The organism is Streptomyces sp. NPDC104367, assembly GCF_055583825.1.
In genome coordinates this window covers 62,178-82,048 of sequence record NZ_JBVJND010000031.1, presented here as the reverse complement: position 1 = coordinate 82,048, position 19,871 = coordinate 62,178, and the positions used below count along the sequence as shown (strand labels likewise).

General features: G+C 70.6%; 20 protein-coding genes. 9 read left to right on the top strand and 11 right to left on the bottom strand.

Annotated elements, in window-relative coordinates; all coding sequences use genetic code 11:
• Positions 1-519 carry an aromatic-ring-hydroxylating dioxygenase subunit beta gene (locus ACZ619_RS35390; protein WP_469607944.1) on the bottom strand — a complete coding sequence of 173 codons (519 nt, stop codon included), beginning with the start codon at positions 517-519 and terminating at the stop codon, positions 1-3.
• Complete coding sequence (gene benA, locus ACZ619_RS35385) at positions 516-1,862, bottom strand: benzoate 1,2-dioxygenase large subunit (RefSeq protein WP_469607943.1); 1,347 nt, start codon at positions 1,860-1,862, stop codon at positions 516-518. Before benA ends, ACZ619_RS35390 begins: the two co-directional genes overlap by 4 nt.
• 247 nt (positions 1,863-2,109) lie before the next feature.
• On the opposite strand from benA, the gene ACZ619_RS35380 reads away from it, so the two are divergent.
• Genes ACZ619_RS35380 through catC form a run of 4 tightly spaced genes read left to right on the top strand, consistent with a single transcriptional unit; the run spans position 2,110 to position 5,282 of the window.
• On the top strand, positions 2,110-3,009 hold the full coding sequence (locus ACZ619_RS35380) for a LysR substrate-binding domain-containing protein (RefSeq protein WP_469607940.1): 900 nt from the start codon (positions 2,110-2,112) through the stop codon (positions 3,007-3,009).
• The gene (locus ACZ619_RS35375) at positions 3,006-4,106 is read left to right on the top strand and encodes a mandelate racemase/muconate lactonizing enzyme family protein (RefSeq protein ID WP_469607937.1); all 1,101 of its coding nucleotides are present in this window, start codon (positions 3,006-3,008) and stop codon (positions 4,104-4,106) included. Before ACZ619_RS35380 ends, ACZ619_RS35375 begins: the two co-directional genes overlap by 4 nt.
• 30 nt (positions 4,107-4,136) lie before the next feature.
• Positions 4,137-4,991, top strand: a complete 855-nt coding sequence (gene catA, locus ACZ619_RS35370; protein WP_469607935.1) for a catechol 1,2-dioxygenase — start codon at positions 4,137-4,139, stop codon at positions 4,989-4,991.
• Positions 4,992-4,997: 6 nt separating this feature from the next.
• The gene (gene catC / locus ACZ619_RS35365) at positions 4,998-5,282 is read left to right on the top strand and encodes a muconolactone Delta-isomerase (RefSeq protein ID WP_469607934.1); all 285 of its coding nucleotides are present in this window, start codon (positions 4,998-5,000) and stop codon (positions 5,280-5,282) included.
• Between the two features lie 65 nt (positions 5,283-5,347).
• Here catC and ACZ619_RS35360 read toward each other — a convergent pair whose 3' ends face one another.
• From ACZ619_RS35360 to ACZ619_RS35325, 8 genes are all read right to left on the bottom strand, one after another.
• The gene (locus ACZ619_RS35360) at positions 5,348-6,838 is read right to left on the bottom strand and encodes a CoA-acylating methylmalonate-semialdehyde dehydrogenase (protein ID WP_469607931.1); all 1,491 of its coding nucleotides are present in this window, start codon (positions 6,836-6,838) and stop codon (positions 5,348-5,350) included.
• Between the two features lie 12 nt (positions 6,839-6,850).
• On the bottom strand, positions 6,851-8,731 hold the full coding sequence (iolD, locus tag ACZ619_RS35355; protein ID WP_469607928.1) for a 3D-(3,5/4)-trihydroxycyclohexane-1,2-dione acylhydrolase (decyclizing): 1,881 nt from the start codon (positions 8,729-8,731) through the stop codon (positions 6,851-6,853).
• Positions 8,728-9,615 carry a 5-deoxy-glucuronate isomerase gene (iolB, locus tag ACZ619_RS35350; RefSeq protein WP_469607926.1) on the bottom strand — a complete coding sequence of 296 codons (888 nt, stop codon included), beginning with the start codon at positions 9,613-9,615 and terminating at the stop codon, positions 8,728-8,730. The genes iolD and iolB overlap by 4 nt, the downstream gene beginning before the upstream one ends.
• Entirely contained in the window at positions 9,612-10,481 is an 870-nt protein-coding gene (locus ACZ619_RS35345; protein WP_469607923.1) for a Cgl0159 family (beta/alpha)8-fold protein, read from the bottom strand. The genes iolB and ACZ619_RS35345 overlap by 4 nt, the downstream gene beginning before the upstream one ends.
• Positions 10,474-11,427, bottom strand: coding sequence for a 5-dehydro-2-deoxygluconokinase (gene iolC / locus ACZ619_RS35340; RefSeq protein WP_469607922.1), 954 nt, complete (start codon positions 11,425-11,427; stop codon positions 10,474-10,476). The genes ACZ619_RS35345 and iolC overlap by 8 nt, the downstream gene beginning before the upstream one ends.
• Before the next feature lie 81 nt (positions 11,428-11,508).
• Entirely contained in the window at positions 11,509-12,402 is an 894-nt protein-coding gene (locus ACZ619_RS35335) for a TIM barrel protein (protein WP_469607920.1), read from the bottom strand.
• A 209-nt stretch (positions 12,403-12,611) separates the two neighbouring features.
• Positions 12,612-13,421 carry a TIM barrel protein gene (locus tag ACZ619_RS35330; RefSeq protein ID WP_469607918.1) on the bottom strand — a complete coding sequence of 270 codons (810 nt, stop codon included), beginning with the start codon at positions 13,419-13,421 and terminating at the stop codon, positions 12,612-12,614.
• Positions 13,418-14,479 carry a Gfo/Idh/MocA family oxidoreductase gene (locus ACZ619_RS35325; protein WP_469607917.1) on the bottom strand — a complete coding sequence of 354 codons (1,062 nt, stop codon included), beginning with the start codon at positions 14,477-14,479 and terminating at the stop codon, positions 13,418-13,420. Before ACZ619_RS35325 ends, ACZ619_RS35330 begins: the two co-directional genes overlap by 4 nt.
• 142 nt (positions 14,480-14,621) lie before the next feature.
• On the opposite strand from ACZ619_RS35325, the gene ACZ619_RS35320 reads away from it, so the two are divergent.
• The 4 genes from ACZ619_RS35320 (at position 14,622) to ACZ619_RS35305 (ending at position 18,997) form a co-directional block, all read left to right on the top strand.
• Positions 14,622-15,704 (top strand): LacI family DNA-binding transcriptional regulator, encoded by a 1,083-nt coding sequence (locus tag ACZ619_RS35320; protein ID WP_469607915.1) that lies wholly within the window; start codon positions 14,622-14,624, stop codon positions 15,702-15,704.
• A gap of 334 nt (positions 15,705-16,038) precedes the next feature.
• On the top strand, positions 16,039-17,055 hold the full coding sequence (locus ACZ619_RS35315; RefSeq protein ID WP_469607912.1) for a sugar ABC transporter substrate-binding protein: 1,017 nt from the start codon (positions 16,039-16,041) through the stop codon (positions 17,053-17,055).
• Positions 17,055-18,134, top strand: a complete 1,080-nt coding sequence (locus tag ACZ619_RS35310; protein ID WP_469607910.1) for an ABC transporter permease — start codon at positions 17,055-17,057, stop codon at positions 18,132-18,134. Before ACZ619_RS35315 ends, ACZ619_RS35310 begins: the two co-directional genes overlap by 1 nt.
• A gap of 5 nt (positions 18,135-18,139) precedes the next feature.
• A complete protein-coding gene (locus ACZ619_RS35305; RefSeq protein WP_469607908.1) occupies positions 18,140-18,997 on the top strand; it encodes an ATP-binding cassette domain-containing protein in 858 nt (285 codons plus the stop codon).
• 81 nt (positions 18,998-19,078) lie between these two features.
• On the opposite strand, the gene ACZ619_RS35300 is transcribed toward ACZ619_RS35305, so the two are convergent.
• Positions 19,079-19,225 (bottom strand): hypothetical protein, encoded by a 147-nt coding sequence (locus ACZ619_RS35300; protein WP_469607906.1) that lies wholly within the window; start codon positions 19,223-19,225, stop codon positions 19,079-19,081.
• A 165-nt stretch (positions 19,226-19,390) separates the two neighbouring features.
• On the opposite strand from ACZ619_RS35300, the gene ACZ619_RS35295 reads away from it, so the two are divergent.
• Positions 19,391-19,798 (top strand): DUF6153 family protein, encoded by a 408-nt coding sequence (locus tag ACZ619_RS35295; RefSeq protein WP_469607904.1) that lies wholly within the window; start codon positions 19,391-19,393, stop codon positions 19,796-19,798.
• Positions 19,799-19,871: the final 73 nt, after the last annotated feature.

Genomic DNA, 19,871 nt, shown 5'->3' with positions numbered 1-19,871 from the left:
TCATTTCGGGCCGGTCAGACGTGGTAGATGTCGACGACGTGGTGCACGTAGTCGTTCTTCAGGACGACCTTCTTGCGTGATCACGGGCTCGGGCCCGGAGACGTCGAGGCGGTAGAAGGAGGTGCCGAAGTAGGTGTCGACCGTCTGGTAGCGGTAGTAGAGCGTGAACCAGTTGAAGCGGACGTCCAGGAAGTCGCCGTCGCGGTCCGTGATCTCGACGTTGGTGATGTTGTGGCCGGTGCGCGGCTCCGGCAGGCTCGTGGCGCTGGAGCGGTCGGTGCGGATGCGGAAGACGCGGTCCTCCAGGCCGGCCCGGCTGGGGTAGTAGACCAGGGAGATCTCCGTCTGCGGGTCCCGGGTGAGCTCGTCGTCGTCGGCCCAGGCCGGTATCCAGAACTCGGCGTCCGGGTGGTAGCACTCCAGCCACTTCTCGAACTCGCGGTCGTCGGGGTGGCGGGCCTCGCGGTAGAGGAACTGGCGCACGCCTTCCAGCGTGATCTGCTCGGTCGCCGTGCTCACTTCGTGTCCTCCAGTGCCTTGCGCAGGGTGTCTGCCCAGTAGCCGTGCTGGATGGGGTAGAGCCCTTCGTCCTCGGTGCGCACACCGCTGGCGACCGGGTTGATGCCGATCTTCCTCGCGTCCTCGTCGGGGCCCGCGAGCTGGTGCACGGCCCCGCGGCTGAGGTCGTTCCACGGCATGGAGTCGGCCAGGTACGTCTTCTGGCAGGAGCGGAACTCCTCCAGGTCGTCCGGGGTGGCCATGCCGGTGGCGTTGAAGAAGTCCTCGTACTGACGGATGCGCCGGGCCCGGTCCGCGGGCGGCTCGCCCTTGGGGGCGATGCAGTAGATCGTGACCTCGGTCCTGTCCACCGAGATGGGCCGGAAGTGCCGGATCTGCGAGCTGAACTGGTCCATCAGATAGACGTTCGGGTACAGGCAGAGGTTGCGGGAGACACCGATCATCCAGTCGGCCTTCTCCGCGCCGAACCGCTCGGCCAGCTCGTCGCGCTGGTCGAACAGCGGTCGGTTCGCCGGGTCCAGCCACTTCGTCCACAGCAGCAGGTGGCCGTGGTCGAAGGAGTAGAAACCGCCCTTCTGCTTGGACCAGCCGCCCGCGTCCATGGTCCTGGTGTCGTTCTTGGACTCGCCGGAGGTACGGCGGGCCTGGGTGGCCGCGTAGTTCCAGTGGGTCGCGGAGACGTGGTAGCCGTCGGCGCCGTTCTCCGCCTGGAGCTTCCAGTTGCCGTCGTAGTGGTACGTCGAGGAGCCGCGCAGCACCTCCAGGCCCTGAGGCGACTGGTCGACGATCATGTCGATGACGACCGCCGCGTCGCCCAGGTGTTCCTTGAGGGGCTTGACGTCCGGGTTGAGGCTGCCGAAGAGGAAGCCGCGGTAGTTCTCGAAGCGGGCGACCTTCTTCAGGTCGTGCGAGCCGTCCTTGTCGAACTGCTCGGGATATCCGGCCTCGCGCGGGTCCTTCACCTTCAGCAGCTTGCCGCTGTTGTTGAAGGTCCAGCCGTGGAACGGGCAGGTGAAGGTGGTCCGGTTGTCGGTCTTGCGGCGGCAGAGCATCGCGCCCCGGTGGCTGCACGCGTTGATCAGCAGGTGCAGCTCGCCCTGCTTGTCGCGGGAGACGACCACGGGCTGCCGGCCCATGTAGGTCGTGAAGTAGTCCCCGACCTCCGGGACCTGGCTCTCGTGCGCGAGGTAGACCCAGTTCCCCTCGAAGATGTGCTTCATCTCCAGCTCGAAGAGCTCCTCGTCGGTGAAGACGCTGCGCCGGACCCGGTACACACCGCTGTCCGCGTCCTCCACGAGGGCGTCTTCGAGGATGGCCCGCGCACGGCCGTGGTCCTCCGCCATGGTCCCGTCCCTCCGCTGATGTCACCGCCACCCGGGCCGTCCGGGCGGCAACGGCGCGTTACGGCCGCTTTTCGACACCATGGCAGTCCCGTGAAGAACCGGCCCCAGGCATTTCGCCAGGGTTGACCCAGGGGGGTATTGATATCGCGGACGTCTCAATAGCGTGGAACCAGGTATTTGTGGGATAAGGGAGGTCCTCCCTACGCTGAGACGCATCGAGGGCCCCGGAAAGAGAAGGGGCGATCCGATGGAACTCAGGTATCTCCGGTATTTCGCGGCCGTGGCCGAGACCCGCCATTTCGGCAGGGCCGCGGAACAACTCCACATGGCACAGCCCCCGCTCTCCCAGGCCATCCGCCGGCTGGAATCGGAACTCGGCGTGGAGCTGTTCAGCCGGACCACCCGCCAGGTCTCCCTGACCGGTGCGGGCGAGGTGTTCCGCACCGACGTGGAGCGCATCCTCAAGGCCGTCGACGAGGCGACCGCACGGGTGGCGCGCTTCGCGTCCGGCGCGGAGGGGGTGCTGCGGATCGGGCTCACCGGATCCGCCTCGTACCGACAACTACCCGTACTCGCACGCCTGGTGAAGCGCGAGCTGCCGCACGTGATGATGGAGGTGCACACCGAGATGCTGACCCCCGCGCAGGAGGCCGGCCTGCTGGAACGCCGCCTCGACATCGGCGTGCTGCGCCCCCCGGTCCGCCAGGAGGGCATCGCCCACCGCCCCATCGCCGCCGAGCCGTTGGTGGTCGCCGTACCCGAACAGCACTGGCTGGCCGAGGCGGACACGGTCCGCGTCGAGCAACTTCGGCACGAGGACTTCATCGTGTACGGGGTCACCCTCGGCTCCGTCGTCAACGACGCCGTGGCCCGCAGCTGCCTCGCCGCCGGCTTCTACCCGCACCAGGCCTACGAGGTCACCGAGACCTCCGCCGCCCTGGCCCTGGTGGCCGCCGGCCTCGGCATCGCCGTCCTGCCCGACTCGATCCGCTCCGCGCCCCGCGAGGGCGTGCTGTGCAAGGAGATCGAGGACGCCCTCAGCGTCCGGCTGGACCTGGCGTGGCGCGCGGACGACGAGTCCCCGCTGCTGCGGAACCTGCTGGCGGTGCTGGAGCAGAACGACGTGTTCCTCGAAGGAGTGGCATGAAGATCGTCCGCGTGGAGGCCATCCCCTTCGCCATCCCCTACGCCAAGCCGCTGAGGTTCGCCAGCGGCGAGGTGCACACCGCCGATCACGTCCTGGTGCGGGTGCACACCGACGAGGGCCTGGTGGGCATCGCGGAGGCACCTCCGCGGCCGTACACCTACGGGGAGACCCAGGAGTCGATCGTCGCGGTGATCGACAAGATCTTCACCCCGCAGATCCTGGGCCTGACCCCGCTGGAGCGCGAGGAGATCCACGCCCGTCTGGACCGGACCGTCGGCAACCCGACGGCCAAGGCCGCCCTCGACATGGCTCTGTGGGACATCCTCGGCCAGGCCGCGGGCATGCCGGTGTCGGGCCTGCTCGGCGGTTACACCGACCGGATGCGGGTCAGTCACATGGTGGGTTTCGCCCCGGCCGCTCAGATGGTCGCGGAGGCCGGGCGCATCCGTGACACCTACGGCATCACCACGTTCAAGGTGAAGGTGGGCCGCCGCCCCTACGGCGACGACGTCGCGGCCTGCCGTGCCCTGCGCGAGGCGTTCCCTGACGCCGACCTGTACATCGACGGCAACCGGGGCTGGACCGCGGCCGAGTCGGCGCGTGCGCTCGGGGAGATGGCCGATCTCGGCCTCCTGTTCGCCGAGGAGCTCTGTCCCGCCGACGACGTGCTCGGCCGGCGCTGGCTGGTCGAGCGCTGCCCGGTGCCCTTCATCGCGGACGAGAGCGCCACCCGGGCGGCCGAGGTGACCCGCGAGATCCTCGGCGGCTCCGCGACCGCCGTCAGCATCAAGACCGCCCGCACCGGCTTCACCGCCTCCCAGCGCGTGCTGCACGAGTGCGAGGGACTCGGCGTGCCGGTGGTGATGGGCAATCAGATCGACGGCCAGATCGGCACGTTGTGCACGGTGGCCTTCGGCGCCGCCCACCGCTCCAGCTCGCACTACGCGGGCGAGCTGTCCAACTTCCTGGACATGACCGACGACCTGCTCGCCGAACCCCTGGTCATCGCGGACGGCACCCTGCGTGTGCGCGAAGGAGCAGGACTCGGCATCACCGTCGACGAGCACAAGCTCGCCCGTTACCGCCAGGACCGTTGACCCGCTTCAACGACGAAGAACGGAAGAGACATGACCGACATCATCACCGAGCAGGCCACCGCCGCGGCTTCCGGCGCGGCCGCGACGGAGCAGTTCCGCAGCAAGCAGCGCGCCGAGGGCGCCGGCAGTGACACGCAGCGTGTCGACAGCCTGGTCACCGCCCTGCTGACCGCCGCCCACGGCATCATCCGTGAGCAGAAGGTCACCTATGCCGAGTACGACGCCCTGAAGTCGTGGCTCATCCAGGTCGGCGCGGACGGTGAGTGGCCGCTCTTCCTGGATGTGTGGCTGGAGCACGTCGTCGAGGAGGTCGCGAGCGAGAGCCGGGAGGGCAGCAAGGGCACGATCGAGGGTCCCTACTACGTGCCGGACGCCCCCGCGCTGCCGGCCGAGGCCACGCTGCCGCGGCGGGACGACGAGGCGGGCACCCCGCTGCTGTTCCAGGGCCAGGTGACCGCGGTGGGCGGCACGCCGCTGTCCGGCGCGAAGGTGGAGATCTGGCAGGCCGACGACGCCGGTTTCTACTCCCAGTTCGCCCCGAACCTGCCGGAGTGGAACCTGCGCGGCACCGTCGTCGCCGACGCGACCGGCCACTTCTGGATCGACACGATCCAGCCCGCGCCCTACCAGATTCCCACCGACGGTGCGTGCGGGAGTCTGATCTCGGCGGCCGGCTGGCACCCCTGGCGCCCCGCCCACCTGCACCTGAAGGTGTCGGCGCCCGACTACCAGCTGATCACCACCCAGCTGTACTTCAAGGGCGGCGAGTACGTCGACAACGACATCGCGACCGCGGTGAAGCCCGAGCTGATCCTCGCCCCGACGCCGGCCGCGTCCGGCACCGGCAACGAGGTCACCTACGACTTCGTTCTCGACAAGGCCTGATGCGACGTGCTCTTCGCGGTACGGATGGACGTGGACATCCCGCGTGACCTCGATCCCGGGGTCCGCGGGGACCTGGTGGTCCGTGAGAAGGCCTACTGCCGGGAACTGCAGAAGTCGGGTCAGTGGGTGCACATCTGGCGATGCGTCGGCCAGTACGCCAACATCAGCGTCTTCGACGTCGCCGACAACGAGGCCCTGCACCAACTCCTGTGGAACCTGCCGCTGTTCCCCTACATGAGCATCGAGGTCACCCCGCTGGCCCAGCACCCGTCCGACCTGGCGGCCGGCTGACGGACGAGCGGGCCCATGAGAAAGCCGCCCCTCACGAGGGGCGGCTTTCTCATGGGCTGCGCGGGTCAGCTGGAGGTGGGGAAGTTGAAGCCGGCGCTGACCTGCTGGGCGGGCTGGGGCCAGCGGGTGGTGACGACCTTGGGGCGGGTGTAGAAGCGGATGCCCTCGGGGCCGTGCACGGGGGAGTCGCCGATGAGGGAGTCCTTCCAGCCGCCGAAGGAGTAGTAGGACATCGGGACCGGCACCGGCACGTTGATGCCGATCATGCCGACCTTGATACGGCGCTGGAAGCGGCGGGCGGCCTCACCGGAGCCGGTGAACAGCGCGGTGCCGTTGCCGTACGGGTTGGCGTTGATGAGGTCGATGGCCTGGTCGAGGCTCTCGGCGCGGACGACGGCGAGGACGGGGCCGAAGAGCTCCTCCTTGTAGGCGTCCATCTCGGTGGTGACGTGGTCGAGGAGGGAGGGACCGGTGAAGAAGCCGTCCTCGTGCCCGTCGATCTTCAGGCCGCGGCCGTCGACCACCACGGTGGCGCCCTGCGCGGCGGCGGTGCCCACCGCGTTCTCGACGCGCTCCTGGGCGGTCTTGGTGACCAGCGGGCCCATCTCGGTGCCGGGCACGTCGCCGGGGCCGACCTTCACCTCGTTCGCCTTGCGGGTGAGGATCTCCACGAGGGAGTCGGCGGCGTCGCCGACGGCGACGGCCACGGAGACGGCCATGCAGCGCTCGCCGGCGGAGCCGTAGGCGCCGGCGGTGATGTGGTTGGCGGCGAACTCCAGGTCGGCGTCGGGCAGCACGACGGCGTGGTTCTTCGCGCCGCCCAGAGCCTGGACGCGCTTGCCGTGGGCGGTGGCCTGCTCGTGGACGTACTTGGCGATGGGCGTGGAGCCGACGAAGGAGACGGCCTCGATGCCGGGGTGGGCGAGGATCGCGTCGACCGCGTCCTTGCCGCCGTGCACGACGTTGAAGACGCCGTCGGGCAGGCCGGCCTTCTTGTACAGCTCGGCGACGAAGTTGGCGGCGGAGGGGTCGCGCTCGGACGGCTTGAGGATGAAGGTGTTGCCGGTGGCGATGGCGACCGGGTGCATCCACAGCGGAACCATCGCGGGGAAGTTGAACGGCGTGATGCCCGCGACGACACCGAGCGGCTGGCGGAAGTTGTGCACGTCCACACCGCGCGAGACCTGGTCGGAGAACGAGCCCTTCAGCACGTCGCCGAGGCCGCAGACGTACTCGACGACCTCACGGCCGCGGGTGATCTCGCCACGGGCGTCGTCGACGGTCTTGCCGTGCTCGGCGGAGATGATCCGGCCGAGCTCCTCCTCGTGCTCCACCAGCAGCTGGCGGAAGTTGAACATGACCTGCACGCGCTGCGAGAGCGAGGAGTCCTGCCAGGTCTCGAACGCGGCGGTGGCGGCCTGGACGGCGGCGTCGATCTCGGAGCCGGCCCCGAGGACGACACGGGCCTGCTCGGCGCCGGTGGCGGGGTTGAAGACCGGCTGTGTGGCGGTGCCGGACACGGCGGTGCCGTTGATCCAGTGCGGGATGGTGTTCACAGGGGGGTGTCCTTACAGGTAGTGCCGCTGGGCGCGCTTGTTCGCGGCGTAGGTCTCGTACGCGGTGCGGGTGGTGTCGAGGGCGGAGGTCTGGCTGACCGGCACGTCCCACCAGGCGTGGCCGGGCGGGTTCGGGCCGTAGAGGTCGGTCTCGACGTGCACGACGGTGGTGCGGGTGGCGGCCTTCGCCTTCTCCATCGCGGAGCGGAACTCCTCCACGGAGGCGGCGTGCAGGACGTCCGCGCCCAGGGACGAGGCGTTCGCGGCGAGGTCGACGGGCAGGACGTCGCCGTCGAGCCGGCCCGACTCGCCGTCGCGGTAGCGGTACTTGGTGCCGAAGCGCTGGGAGCCGAGGGACTCGGAGAGGGCGCCGATCGAGGCGAAGCCGTGGTTCTGGACCAGGACGATGACGACCTTCAGGCCCTCGGAGACCATGGTGACGATCTCCTGGGCCATCATCAGGTAGGAGCCGTCACCGACGAGCACGACGACCTCGCGCGAGGGGTCGGCCATCTTGGCGCCGACGCCGGCGGCGACCTCGTAGCCCATGCAGGAGTAGGCGTACTCGACGTGGTAGGCCTTCGGGTCGCGGGCCCGCCACAGCTGCTGGAGGTCACCGGGCATGGAACCGGCCGCGTTGATGACCACCGCGCGGTCGTCCAGGACGTCGTTGAGCGCGCCGAGGATCTCCGTCTGGGCCGGGAGCGGGGAGTGGCCGACGTTGAAGCAGGCGTCCTCGATCTCCCGGGTGCGGGCGATGAGTTCACGGCTGCGACGGCGGTAGGACTCCTCGACCTCCCAGTCGGAGAGGGCCCCGGCGAGGGCCTGGACACCGAGGCGGGCGTCCGCGACCAGCGGCTCCGCCGAGTGCTTGACCGCGTCCAGGCGGGCCACGTTGAGGTTGACGAAGGTGACGTCGGGGTTGGCGAACACCGTGTGGCTGGCGGTGGTGAAGTCGGAGTACCGGGTGCCGATGCCCAGCACCACATCGGCCTCGCGCGCCAGCTCGTTGGCCGCGTACGACCCCGTCGAGCCGATGCCGCCGACCGCGTAGGGGTGGTCCCAGGGGACGGCGCCCTTGCCCGCGTGGGTGTCGGCGACCGGGATGCCGGTGGCCTCCGAGAAGGCGCGCAGCGCGGTCTCCGCGCCGGAGTACACCGCCCCGCCGCCCGCGACGATCAGCGGCTTCTTCGCGTTGCGGAGCAGCGCGGCGGCCCGCTCGACGGCGGCGGGCTCCGGCACCGGGCGGCCCACGTGCCAGACCCGGCGCCGGAAGAACTCGACGGGCCAGTCGTACGCCTCGGCCTGCACGTCCTGCGGCAGGGCCAGGGTCACGGCACCGGTCTCGACCGGGTCGGTCAGCACCCGCATCGCCGCCAGCGCGGCCGGGATCAGCTGCTCGGGCCGCTGGACGCGGTCGAAGTACTTGGACACCGCGCGGAAGGTGTCGTTGACGGTGACGTCACCGCCGCGGGTGTCCTCCAGCTGCTGGAGGACCGGGTCGGCGGCGCGGGTGGCGAACATGTCGGAGGGCAGCAGCAGGACCGGGATGCGGTTGGTCGTGGCCAGCGCCGCACCCGTGATCATGTTCGTCGAGCCGGGACCGGTGGAGGCGGTGCAGGCGAACGTGGCGAGGCGGTCGCGCATCTTGGCGTAGGCCACCGAGGCGTGGACCATGCCCTGTTCGTTGCGGGCGAGGTAGTAGGGCAGGTCGGCCTCGCCGGTGGTGGCGGCCTGGAGGAGGGCCTGGCCGATGCCGGCGACGTTCCCGTGGCCGAAGATGCCCCACACGCCGGGGATCAGGCGCTGCTCCTGGCCGTCGCGCTCGCTGTACTGGGCGGCGAGGAAGCGGACCAGCGCCTGCGCGGTGGTCAGTCGTACGGTCTTCTTCATCGGTCTTCTCCGAAGGGCAGCCGGTCGTCGACGTCCTGGGCGTCCCAGGTCGTACGGACCCAGCCGTGGGCGGGGTCGTCGCAGATCAGCCAGGCGCGGTCCTGGCCCGGGCCCGCCATGACGTTGAGGTAGTAGAGGTCGTAGCCCGGGGCGGCGATGGACGGGCCGTGCCAGCCGTGGGGGATCAGCACCGTGTCGCCGGAGCGGACCTCGGCGAGCACGTCGATCGGCCGCTCCGGGGTGCCGTAGACCCGCTGGTAGCCGAAGCCGTTGTCGTCGCCGGAGACCTCGAAGTAGTAGATCTCCTCCAGCTCCGACTCGACCGGGGTGCCGTCCGCGTCGGTGCGGGCCTCGTCGTGCTTGTGCGGGGGATAGGAGGACCAGTTCCCGCCGGGGGTGAGGACCTCGCACACCAGCAGCTGCTCGGCGTCGAAGGTGCCGGGCAGGCAGTAGTTGTTGACCTGCCGCGAGCAGGCGCCGGCCCCGCGCAGTTCGACGGGCACGTTCTCCCGGGCACCGTACCGGGCGGGGAGGCCACCGCGCCCGGTACGGGCCGAGGGCAGCGCGAACCTCCCGCCGGAGGCGCTGCCGATGACGGCCGTCGACTCGCGGGGAAGGTACGCGAAGTCGGTGGCCGAGGCGAACACGCCCGTCCGGCCGGCGAGTTCGAAGGTGCTGCCGTCCGTGGTGACGGTGCACGAGCCCGTCAGCGGCAGGACCAGGAACTCGCTGTCCCCGGTGGACAGGGCGTGTGTCTGGCCCGGCCCCAGGGTCAGGATCCTGAGGCCGGAGTATCCCCAGCCCGCCGACTCGGGCGTGACCAGGAGGTCGTAGGGTCCGTCAGCCGAAGTCCCCTTCGGCAGGTGGTACTTGTTGGTGCTCACAGCAGGCTCACCGCCTTGTCGACCGCGCCGGCCACGTCGCCGCCCGCGGGGTAGAGCAGGGAACGGCCCACGACCAGACCCTGTGCGGTCGGCTGCTTCAGCGCCCGGCCCCAGGACGCGAACGCCGCCTCCGCGTCCCGCACCTCGCCGCCCAGCAGCAGCGCCGGCAGCGTCGAGGAGGCGAGGACCCGCTCCATGTCGGGTACGACCGGCAGCTTCAGCCAGGTGTAGGCGGTGCGGCGGCCGAGCCCGGACGCGATGGTGACCGACTTGATCACGGCGTCCGTCGACAGGTCGTTGCGGATCTTCCCGTCCTGCCACTCGGACAGGAACGGCTCGATCATGGCGATCAGTCCGCGGTCGTTGAGCTCGTTCACCGCGTGGGCCGTGTTCTCCAGGACCGACGGGGTCGCCGGGTCGCCTAGGGCGATGCGGGTGAGCATCTTGCCGCCGTCGAAGCCCATCGCGGCGATCGTCTCGGCGTCGTAGCCGGTGAAGCGGTCGTCGATCTCGAAGACCGAACCCGCAAGGCCCGCCCGGTTCATGGAGCCGAACACGGACTTGCCGTCCAGCACGCCGAGCAGCAGCAGGTCCTCCAGGATGTCCGCCGTGCCCAGCACGCCCGTCACACCGGGACGTTCCAGCGCGACGCACAGCCGGTCGAGGAGTTCACCGCGGTCGGCCATGGCGTTCGGGTCGCCGCCGACGCCGTTGGCGCCGCGCGCCGGGTGGTCGGCGGCGATGATCATCGCCTTGCCGTGCTCACCCAGCACCGAGTCCGCCTTCACCCGGCGCTCGGCGGCGGTCGCGACCGCGCCGGGGTTCTTCACCCGTGCGTCCACGATCCGGTTCAGGTTCTCAGACACCCGTGGTCACCTCGTCGAGCTTGGCGTCGACCTCGGCCTCGGTCGGCATCGCGTCGGAGCAGGACAGCCGGCCGGCGACGATGGCACCGGCCGCGTTGGCGAAGGACACCGCGCGGCGGGTGTCCCAGCCGGACAGCAGCCCGTGGCACAGGGCGCCGCCGAAGGCGTCACCGGCACCCAGGCCGTTCACCACGTCCACCGGCACCGGCGGGATCTCCGTGGCCGAGCCGTCCCGGTCCATGGCCAGCACGCCCTTGGGGCCCTGCTTCACCACCGCCAGCTCCACCCCGGCCGCCAGCAGCGCCTTCGCCGCCGCGTACGGCTCGCGCTCACCGGTGGCGACCTCGCACTCGTCGACGTTGCCGACCGCGACCGTCGTGTGCCGCAGCGCCTCCCGGTAGTACGAGCGTGCCTCGGCCGGGTCGGCCCAGAACATCGGCCGCCAGTCCAGGTCGAACACGGTCGTCCCGGACTTCGCCCGGACCTCCAGGGCGGCGAGCGTCGCCGAGCGGCTCGGCTCCTCGCTCAGCCCGGTGCCCGTCACCCAGAACACGGAGGCCCCGCGGACCGCCGCCACATCCAGCTCGTCGGGGCGGATGTCCAGGTCGGGCGCCTTCGGCAGCCGGTAGAAGTAGAGCGGGAAGTCGTCCGGCGGGAAGATCTCGCAGAACGTCACCGGGGTCGGGGCGATCCCCGACGTCCCCACGTAGCGGGTGTCCACGCCGTAGCCGTCGAGCGCCGTGCGGACGAAGTCGCCGAACGGGTCCCGGCCGGTCTTCGTGATCACTGCCGCGGAACGCCCGTACCGAGCCGCGGCCACCGCCACGTTCGTCGGGCTGCCGCCGAGGTACTTGCCGAACGACGTGACGTCCGCAAGCCCCACTCCGGTCTGGAGCGGATACACGTCCACCCCTGAACGGCCCATGGTCAGCACATCGAACGACATCACTCTGTTTTCCCTTCAGGCCAACGTTCACTTCGAGCAAGAGTATGTCATGACATATTGATGTCAATACCCTGGGTGGTTCTATCCGATGGCCGAGTCGCGGAGGGCGTGGCGGGTGCGGCTGGCGATCGGGAGGGGGCGGTCGGGGCTGCAGGGGTACATGTCCTGTTCGACGATGACGAAGGTGTCGTCGGCCAGGTGTGCGAGGCCTTCGCCGATCTCCTGGAGGCTGGGCACGCCGAGCGGGGGTTCGCACATGACGCCGAGGCGGACGGCCTCCGCGAAGGGGAGCCGTTCGCGGTCGGCCCTGTCGAGTATCCGGGGGTCGACCTGCTTGAGGTGGACGTACCAGATGCGGTCGGCGTGCTCGCGCATGAGCCGGGCGGTGTTCCCGTGGCGGTAGGCGACGTGTCCGGTGTCGAGGCAGAGGCCGACGAGGTTCGGGTCGGTGTCGGCGAGGAATGCGGCGACCTGTTCGTCGGTCTCCACGTGGGTCTCTGCGTGCGGATGGAAGACGAAGCGGGTGCCGGTCTCCTCGTGAAGGACGCGGGCGAGTTCGGTGGCGCCCTCGACGAGTGTCCGTCGGGCGTCGGCGTCGAGTTCGTCGGGTTCGAGCAGTGAGCCGTTGTGGAGGTCGCGGTACATGGCGGGGAGGAACACGACGTGTTGTGCGCCCTGGCTGGCGACGAGGCGGCCGACCTTGAGGAGTTCGTCGCGGATGCCTGCGTGGGCTTCCTTGATGTGGAGGGGGCCGCCGGCGGTGCCGCCGGACAGTTTGAGGTTGCGGCGGCCGAGTTCGTCGCGGAGTACGTCGGGGTCGGTGGGGAGGAATCCGTAGGGGCCGAGTTCCAGATAGTCGTAGTCCGCGAGGGCGAGTTCGTCGAGGAAGCGTGTCCAGGTGGTCTGGTGGGGGTCGTCGGGGAACCAGATGCCCCAGGAGTCGGGGGCGCTGCCGATGCGGGTGCGGGCGTTCATCGGTGTGTCACCTCGGTGGGAGGAGGGGGAAGGTCCCGCCGGGCGGCCGAGCCGCCCGGCGGACGAATCTGCGGGTGCCGCGAGAAAGGGCTGCCGCGGACGAGGCCGGCGCGGACGAGGCCGGCGCACGGCCGGGCGGGGGCCGCCCTCGGGCGGTGCCGGGGCGGCGGTCCTGCGGCAGTGGGGTGGCGGTTACCGGGCGGCGGTCGTCACGCCGGTTCGGCGACGGTGAACGCGTCGCGGAAGGCGTCCAGCGCGGCGTCGGAGTCGTCGCGGGCCCAGCCTTCGAGGCCGATGACGCCGGTGTATCCGAAGCTGTGGAGAGCGCGCGCGACGGCGGGGTAGTGGATCTCCCCGGTGCCCGGCTCGCAGCGGCCCGGGACGTCGGCCACCTGGATCTCACCGACGAACGGCAGGGCCTGGCGGCACAGTTCGACGAGGTTTCCCTCGCCGATCTGGGCATGGTAGAGGTCCAGGTTCATGCGCAGGTACGGGCTGTCCACGGCCCGGACGAGGGCCAGGGTGTCGGCGGCGCGGGCGAAAGGGGTGCCCGGGTGGTCGACGGCCAGGTTCAGGTTCTCCAGGGTGAAGACCCGGCCCGCGGCCTCGCCCAGCTCCGCGACCCGGCGCAGGGTGTCGGCGGCCGTGAGCCACATCTCGGGGGGCACGACGTCGACCGGCAGTACCGGAAGGCCCTTGTCGTCCAGGCCCGTGCCGTGCAGGTTCAGCCTCGGACACTCGATCCGGGCCGCCGCCTCCAGGGAGGCGCGGGCCGAGGTGAGCAGGGCCTCGATGCCGTCGGGGTCGGTGAGGTTGCCGGTGAGGTAGCCGGTCATGGAGGAGAAGGTCGCGCCGGTGGCGGCCAGGGCGTCGAGGTCCTTGGCCGACCAGTCCCAGATCTCCACCTGGAAGCCGCGCTCGGCGATCCGGGTCACACGCTCGGTGAACGGGCGGTCCCGGTAGAGCATCTCGGCGCTGGCCGCCAGGACGAAGGGGGACCGGGAGGACGTGCTGGTCATGCGGACACCTCGGCGATCGTGGCGGGGCGGCCGGTCTCCACGCTGCGGATCGAGGCCAGGGCGATGGACAGGGCCCGGCGGGCGTCGTGGCCGGTGACTGTGGCGGGGTTCTTGTGGCGGACGGAGTCCGCGAAGGCGGTCAGCTCCCCGACGTACGCCGCGTGCATCAGGTCGGTGTCGCGGCGGGCGGTGTCGATGTGGATGCCCTGGGCGCCGTAGAGCGTCATGTTCGTGGTGCGGGCGTCGCCGGCGGTCACCATGCCCTCCGAGCCGAAGACCTCGGCGCGGACGTCGTAGCCGTAGAGCGCGCAGAAGGATGCCTCGGCGGTGGCGATGGCGCCGTTGTCGAAGCGGACGGTCACCACGGCGGTGTCCAGGTGGCCCTGGTCCTTGGCGTCCGGGCGGACCAGCGCGTCGGCGGTGGCGTGGACGCTGACCGGTTCGGCGCCGGGGTTGAGCCAGCACAGGGTGTCGAAGTCGTGGATGAGCGTCTCCAGGAAGATCGTCCACTGCGGGATACGCGCCGGGTCGGCGGTGAACGGCCCCGGGTCACGGGTGAGCGAGCGCAGCAGCTGGGGGGTGCCGATCCGCCGCTCGTCGATCGCGGCGCGGGCGGCGGCGAAGCCCGGGGCGAAGCGCCGGTTGAAGCCCACCTGGAGCACGACGCCGGCCGCCTCGGCGGCGGCGATGGCGCGGTCGGCGTCCGCCAGCGTCACCGCCATCGGCTTCTCGACGAAGATGTGTTTGCCGGCCTCGGACGCCGCGACGACCAGGTCCGTGTGGGCCCGGGCCGGTGCGGTGACGAGTACGCCGTCGATGTCCTCGTTGGCGAGGACCTCGTTCACGTCTGTGGTGGCCAGCGGCGCGCCCAGTTCGGCGGCGAGGCGCTCGGCGGCACCGGGCACCGGGTCACTGACCGCTGCCAGGGCGACGCCGGGGATGTGCCGGGCGACGATCGCGGCGTGGTTCGAGCCGATGCGGCCCGCGCCGATCGTGGCCAGCCGCAGGGGGCGGGGGACGGGCCGGTGGCGGCCGGGGGAATTGTCAGCGACGACCATGTCGGTGCTCCCAAAAACTAGTACGTTCTAGTCGGGAAGGTAAACGCCCGGAAGGGATCGGTCAAGGGGGTCGATATGCTCGACCGCGGGCCGTCCGGCCGGGCGGCCGAACCGGCATTCGACCAGGTTGGGGAGTGGCGAAGTGACGGAGCTGGACGACGACACCTGCGGCGGCACCGGACGGTCGGGGTCATCGCGCCCCCCGCGTGCCGCTGTTGCCGGCTCCACGCGCAAGGGCCGCCCGACCATGGCGGACGTGGCGCGGGCCGCCGGAATCTCCACCGCCCTGGTCTCGATCGTGATCCGCGGTGTCCCGGGGGCCAGCGAGGAGACCCGGCGACGGGTGCTGCGGATCGCCGACGAGCTGGGCTACGTCCCCGACCAGCGGGCCCGGACGCTCAGGCGGTCCAGCTCACGGGTGCTCGGCGTCGTCTTCGAGCTCCAGCAGCCCTTCCACGGCGACCTCGTCGAGCACCTCTACGCGGCCGCGGCGCGACAGGGTTACGAGGCCGTGATCAGCGCGGTGGCTCCCAGCCGTGCGGAGTCCACGGCCGTCGACGCCCTGCTCAGGGAGCGCTGTGAAGCCGCCGTCCTGCTGGGCAGCAGCCTGTCCGACACGGAACTCGAACAACTGGCCGCCCGGCTGCCCACCCTGCTCGTCGCCCGTCGCAGCGCGGTGCCGACCGTCGGGGCCGTCCGCGGTGACGACCTGCTGGGCATCAGGCTCGCGGTCGACCACCTCGTCGGCCTGGGGCACCGGCGGATCGCGCACATCGACGGCGCCGGCGCCCCGGGCAGTTCCGACCGCCGGATCGGCTTCCTCCAGGGGATGGCCGAGCACGGGCTGGCCGACTTCGCCGACGTGCTCGCGGGCGGCCTCACCGAGGAGGCCGGCGCGGAGGGCATGCGCTACCTGCTGGACCGGCAGGTGTCGCGGCCCACCGCCGTCATCGCCTTCAACGACCGGACCGCCACCGGTGTGCTGGACGTTCTCGCCCATCACGGCCGTGCCGTGCCCGGGGAGATCTCCGTGGTCGGCTACGACGACTCGCGACTGGCGAAGATGCCGCACGTCCAGATGACCACCGTCTCCCAGGACGCGGTCGGCATGGCGGACGCCGCGGTGACCGCCGTCCTGGACCTCATCAAGGGCGGAACCCCGCGGGAGACCGTGCTCACGCCCCGCCTGGTCGAGCGTGCGACGACCGGCCCCGCGCCCCGCTGAGGCCTCCCGGCGGCACCCGCGCGGCAAGCCGGGACGGTCGCATGTCTTGACAATCTCTAGAACGTACTAGTTCCCTAGTGGCATCCCCTCCCGTTGTCGGCGGTGTTCGGCGGCATGGCTCTAGAACGTTCTAGCTCCGAAATGAGAACGTCGTGACAAGCTGATGTCCGGACAAAGTCTTGACAGGGGGCGGGGCAGCGGATTTGATCCCGTCTCGACAAGGCGCCGCGATCGCGGCGAAAGGTTCGTATCCGGCGGTCGGATGACGTCCTGCGGATCCTCGCGATCCACCTCTCCCTCGTCTCTCCCCGTCGCACAGTGAGGTGCACGACAGATGGAACGCTCTACCTCTCGCTCCCGCAGACTGGTCTCCCTGGTGGCTGTCGCGGCTGCGGCGGCCCTGACCCTCGCCGGCTGTTCCAGCAGCTCCGGGGGCAAGAAGTCCGAGGAGGGCGGTACGACCGCCGCCGCGGGCAAGGCCGGCACCCCTCGTATGACGGTCGCGCTGGTCACCCACCAGGCACCCGGTGACACCTTCTGGGACATCGTCCGCAAGGGCGCCGAGGCCGCGGCCGCCAAGGACAACATCAAGCTGGTCTACTCCTCCGACCCGAGCGCCGGCAACCAGGCCAACCTGGTGCAGAACGCGATCGACCAGAAGGTCGACGGGATCGCGGTCACCCTCGCCAAGCCCGACGCCATGAAGGACGTCGTCGCCAAGGCCGTCGAGGCGGGCATCCCCGTCACCGGTCTCAACGCCGGTCTGAGTGACTGGAAGAAGCTCGGCATGCTGTCGTACTTCGGCCAGGACGAGACGGTGGCCGGTGAGGCGTTCGGCAAGAAGCTGAACACGGAAGGCGCCAAGAACGCCGTCTGCGTCATCCAGGAGCAGGGCAACGTCGCCCTCACCCAGCGCTGCGACGGTGTGAAGAAGACGTTCTCCGGCAAGCTCCAGACCCTCTACGTCAACGGCACCGACATGCCGTCCGTGGCATCGACGATCACGGCCAAGCTCAAGCAGGACACCTCCATCGACCAGGTGGTCACGCTCGCCGCCCCGATCGCGATGACGGCCGTGCAGTCGGTGTCCGACGCGGACAGCAAGGCGAAGATCGCCACCTTCGACCTCAACAAGGACCTGACCGGAGCCATCAGCAAGGGCACCATCGCCTTCGCCGTGGACCAGCAGCCCTACCTCCAGGGCTACCTCGCCGTCGACGCCCTGTGGCTCTACAAGAACAACGGCAACTACAGCGGCGGTGGCGAGCAGCCGGTGCTGACCGGCCCGGCCTTCGTCGACAAGTCCAACGTCGCCGCCGTCACCGCCTTCGCCTCGAAGGGCACCCGGTGATGGGGACGACGCAGCACGCCGAGCCGGCGGTGTCCGCACCGCCGGCCCCCGGCCCCGGCCGCGAGACCGACGGCCGCACCGCACAACGCTCGCTGCTGCTGCGCCTGTTGGCGCGTCCAGAGGTCGGCGTGTTCCTCGGCGCCGTCGCCGTGTGGGTGTTCTTCCTGGTCACGGCCCCGCCGGTACGCGACGGCGGTTCGCTGGCGAACATCCTGTACCAGTCGTCCACGATCGGCCTGATGGCCCTGCCGGTCGCCCTGCTGATGATCGGCGGGGAGTTCGACCTCTCGGCCGGTGTCGCGGTGATCACCTCCGCGCTGACCGCGTCGATGCTGGCCTACCAGCTCTCCCTGAACGTGTGGGTGGGCGTGATCGCGGCCCTGGTCGTGTCGCTGGCGATCGGGTTCCTCAACGGCTGGCTGGTGGTGCGCACCGGACTGCCCTCCTTCCTGATCACCCTGGGCAGCTTCCTCATCCTCCAGGGCGTCAACCTCGCCGTCACCAAGCTCGTGACCGGCAACGTCGCCACCGACGACATCAGCACCATGGACGGCTTCGCCCAGGCCAAGAAGGTCTTCGCCTCCTCCTTCGAGCTCGGCGGCGTCCAGGTCAAGATCACCGTGGTGTACTGGCTGGTCTTCGCGGCCCTCGCCACCTGGGTGCTGCTGCGCACCAGGTACGGCAACTGGGTCTTCGCGGTGGGCGGCAACAAGGACTCCGCGCGGGCCGTGGGCGTCCCGGTGACCTTCACCAAGATCTCGCTGTTCATGCTGGTCGGCCTCGGTGCCTGGTTCGTCGGCATGCACCAGCTGTTCTCCTTCAACACCGTGCAGTCCGGCGAGGGCGTCGGGCAGGAGCTGATCTACATCTCCGCGGCCGTGATCGGCGGCTGCCTGCTGACCGGCGGCGCCGGTTCGGCGATCGGCCCGGTCTTCGGTGCCTTCATGTTCGGTCTGGTGCAGCAGGGCATCGTCTACGCGGGCTGGAACCCCGACTGGTTCAAGGCGTTCCTGGGCGTGATGCTGCTCGGCGCCGTACTGATCAACTTGTGGGTCAGCCGCACGGCGACCCGGAGGTGACCCCCATGACATCCACTCACGAAGCCGCGCCCCACGGCGCCGTACCCGCCGATGCCCCGCAGGGCGGCGACGGAGCGATCGTCGAACTGCGCGCCACGGGCAAGTCGTACGGCAACGTCCGTGCCCTGCGCGGGGTCGACCTCAAGGTCTTCCCCGGCCAGGTGACCTGTGTCCTCGGTGACAACGGGGCGGGCAAGTCCACCCTGATCAAGATCATCTCGGGGTTGCACCAGCACACCGAGGGCGACTTCCTGGTCGACGGGGAGCCGGTGCGCTTCTCCAGCCCGCGCGAGGCCCTCGACAAGGGCATCGCCACCGTCTACCAGGACCTCGCCACCGTCCCGCTGATGCCGGTCTGGCGGAACTTCTTCCTCGGCTCCGAGATGACCAGGGGCCCCTGGCCCCTGCGCCGTCTCGACCTCGAGAGGATGAAGCGGACCGCCGACGAGGAACTGCGCAACATGGGCATCGTCCTGGACGACCTGGAGCGGCCCATCGGGACCCTCTCCGGCGGCCAGCGCCAGTGCGTGGCCATCGCCCGCGCGGTGTACTTCGGCGCCCGTGTGCTCATCCTGGACGAGCCGACCGCCGCGCTCGGCGTCAAGCAGTCCGGTGTGGTCCTGAAGTACGTGGCGGCCGCCCGTGAGCGCGGTCTGGGCGTCATCTTCATCACCCACAACCCGCACCACGCCTACATGGTCGGCGACCGCTTCAGCGTGCTGCGGCTCGGCACCCTCGAACTCTCCGCCGAGCGCAGCGAGATCACGCTGGAGGAACTCACCAACCACATGGCCGGCGGCGCCGAACTCGCGGCCCTCAAGCACGAGTTGTCCCAGGTCCGGGGCGTGGACGTGGCGTCCTGAGGTGACCCGGGCGGTGTACGCCCCGCGGTGCCGGGACCTTGGAGGGCTCCGGCGGGCACCGCCCGCCGGAGCCCTCCCGTTTTACGTTTCCCGCTCGCCGGGATTCCGGGCGGCCCCGGACGGACGGGCCCGCGCCGCTCGGCCGGTGGAGCGCCCGGGACCGCGGGCGAGCGCGGTGAGCGCGGCGAGCGCGGCGAGCGCGGCGAGCGCGGTGATCACGGCGATCATGGCGAGAACGCGGGCGGTCGCCGTCGTCCTCAAGTCCGGTGCCGGTGGAGAACAGGGCCGTGCCCGCGTCGACTTGAGGCTCGGGGAGGGTGTGGTGCGGGTGTCCGGGGCGGTGGTGCCGTGTCCGTGCCGGTGTCTTCTCAGCCCGTGCATAGGATGGGGCCGATGCGCCCCACCGGACAGCCGACCCCGCGACCGCCGCACCGGCGGTGGCGAGCGCTGCTCGTGCTGGGGCTGCTGGCCGGGCTGTTCGGTATGCACGCGCTGGCCCCCGGCGGTGTCATGGAACGGCACGGCGCCCACCACCGGGCCCTCCCCGCCATGGCGGTCATGGTCAGCGCCGACGACGGCTGCTCCGGCGGCGACGGTCACTGCGGCGGCGACCACGCCCACCACGCCGACGCCACCTGCGCCTCGGGCGCGGTGAGCGGGGGACCGGTGCTGCCCGCGCTGGTGCCGGACCCGGTGCCCGTCACCGGCCGCGCCGCCACCGCCGAGTCCCTCGCGGCCACGGCGCCGGACGGCGCCCGGGCACCTCCCGATCTGGCCGAACTCCAACTCCTGCGGATCTAGAGGCACCTGAGCCGGCCGCGCGCGTCGAGCGTCGTGGTCGTGCTCCCGCGTGCCCGTTCACACCCTTCGCAGC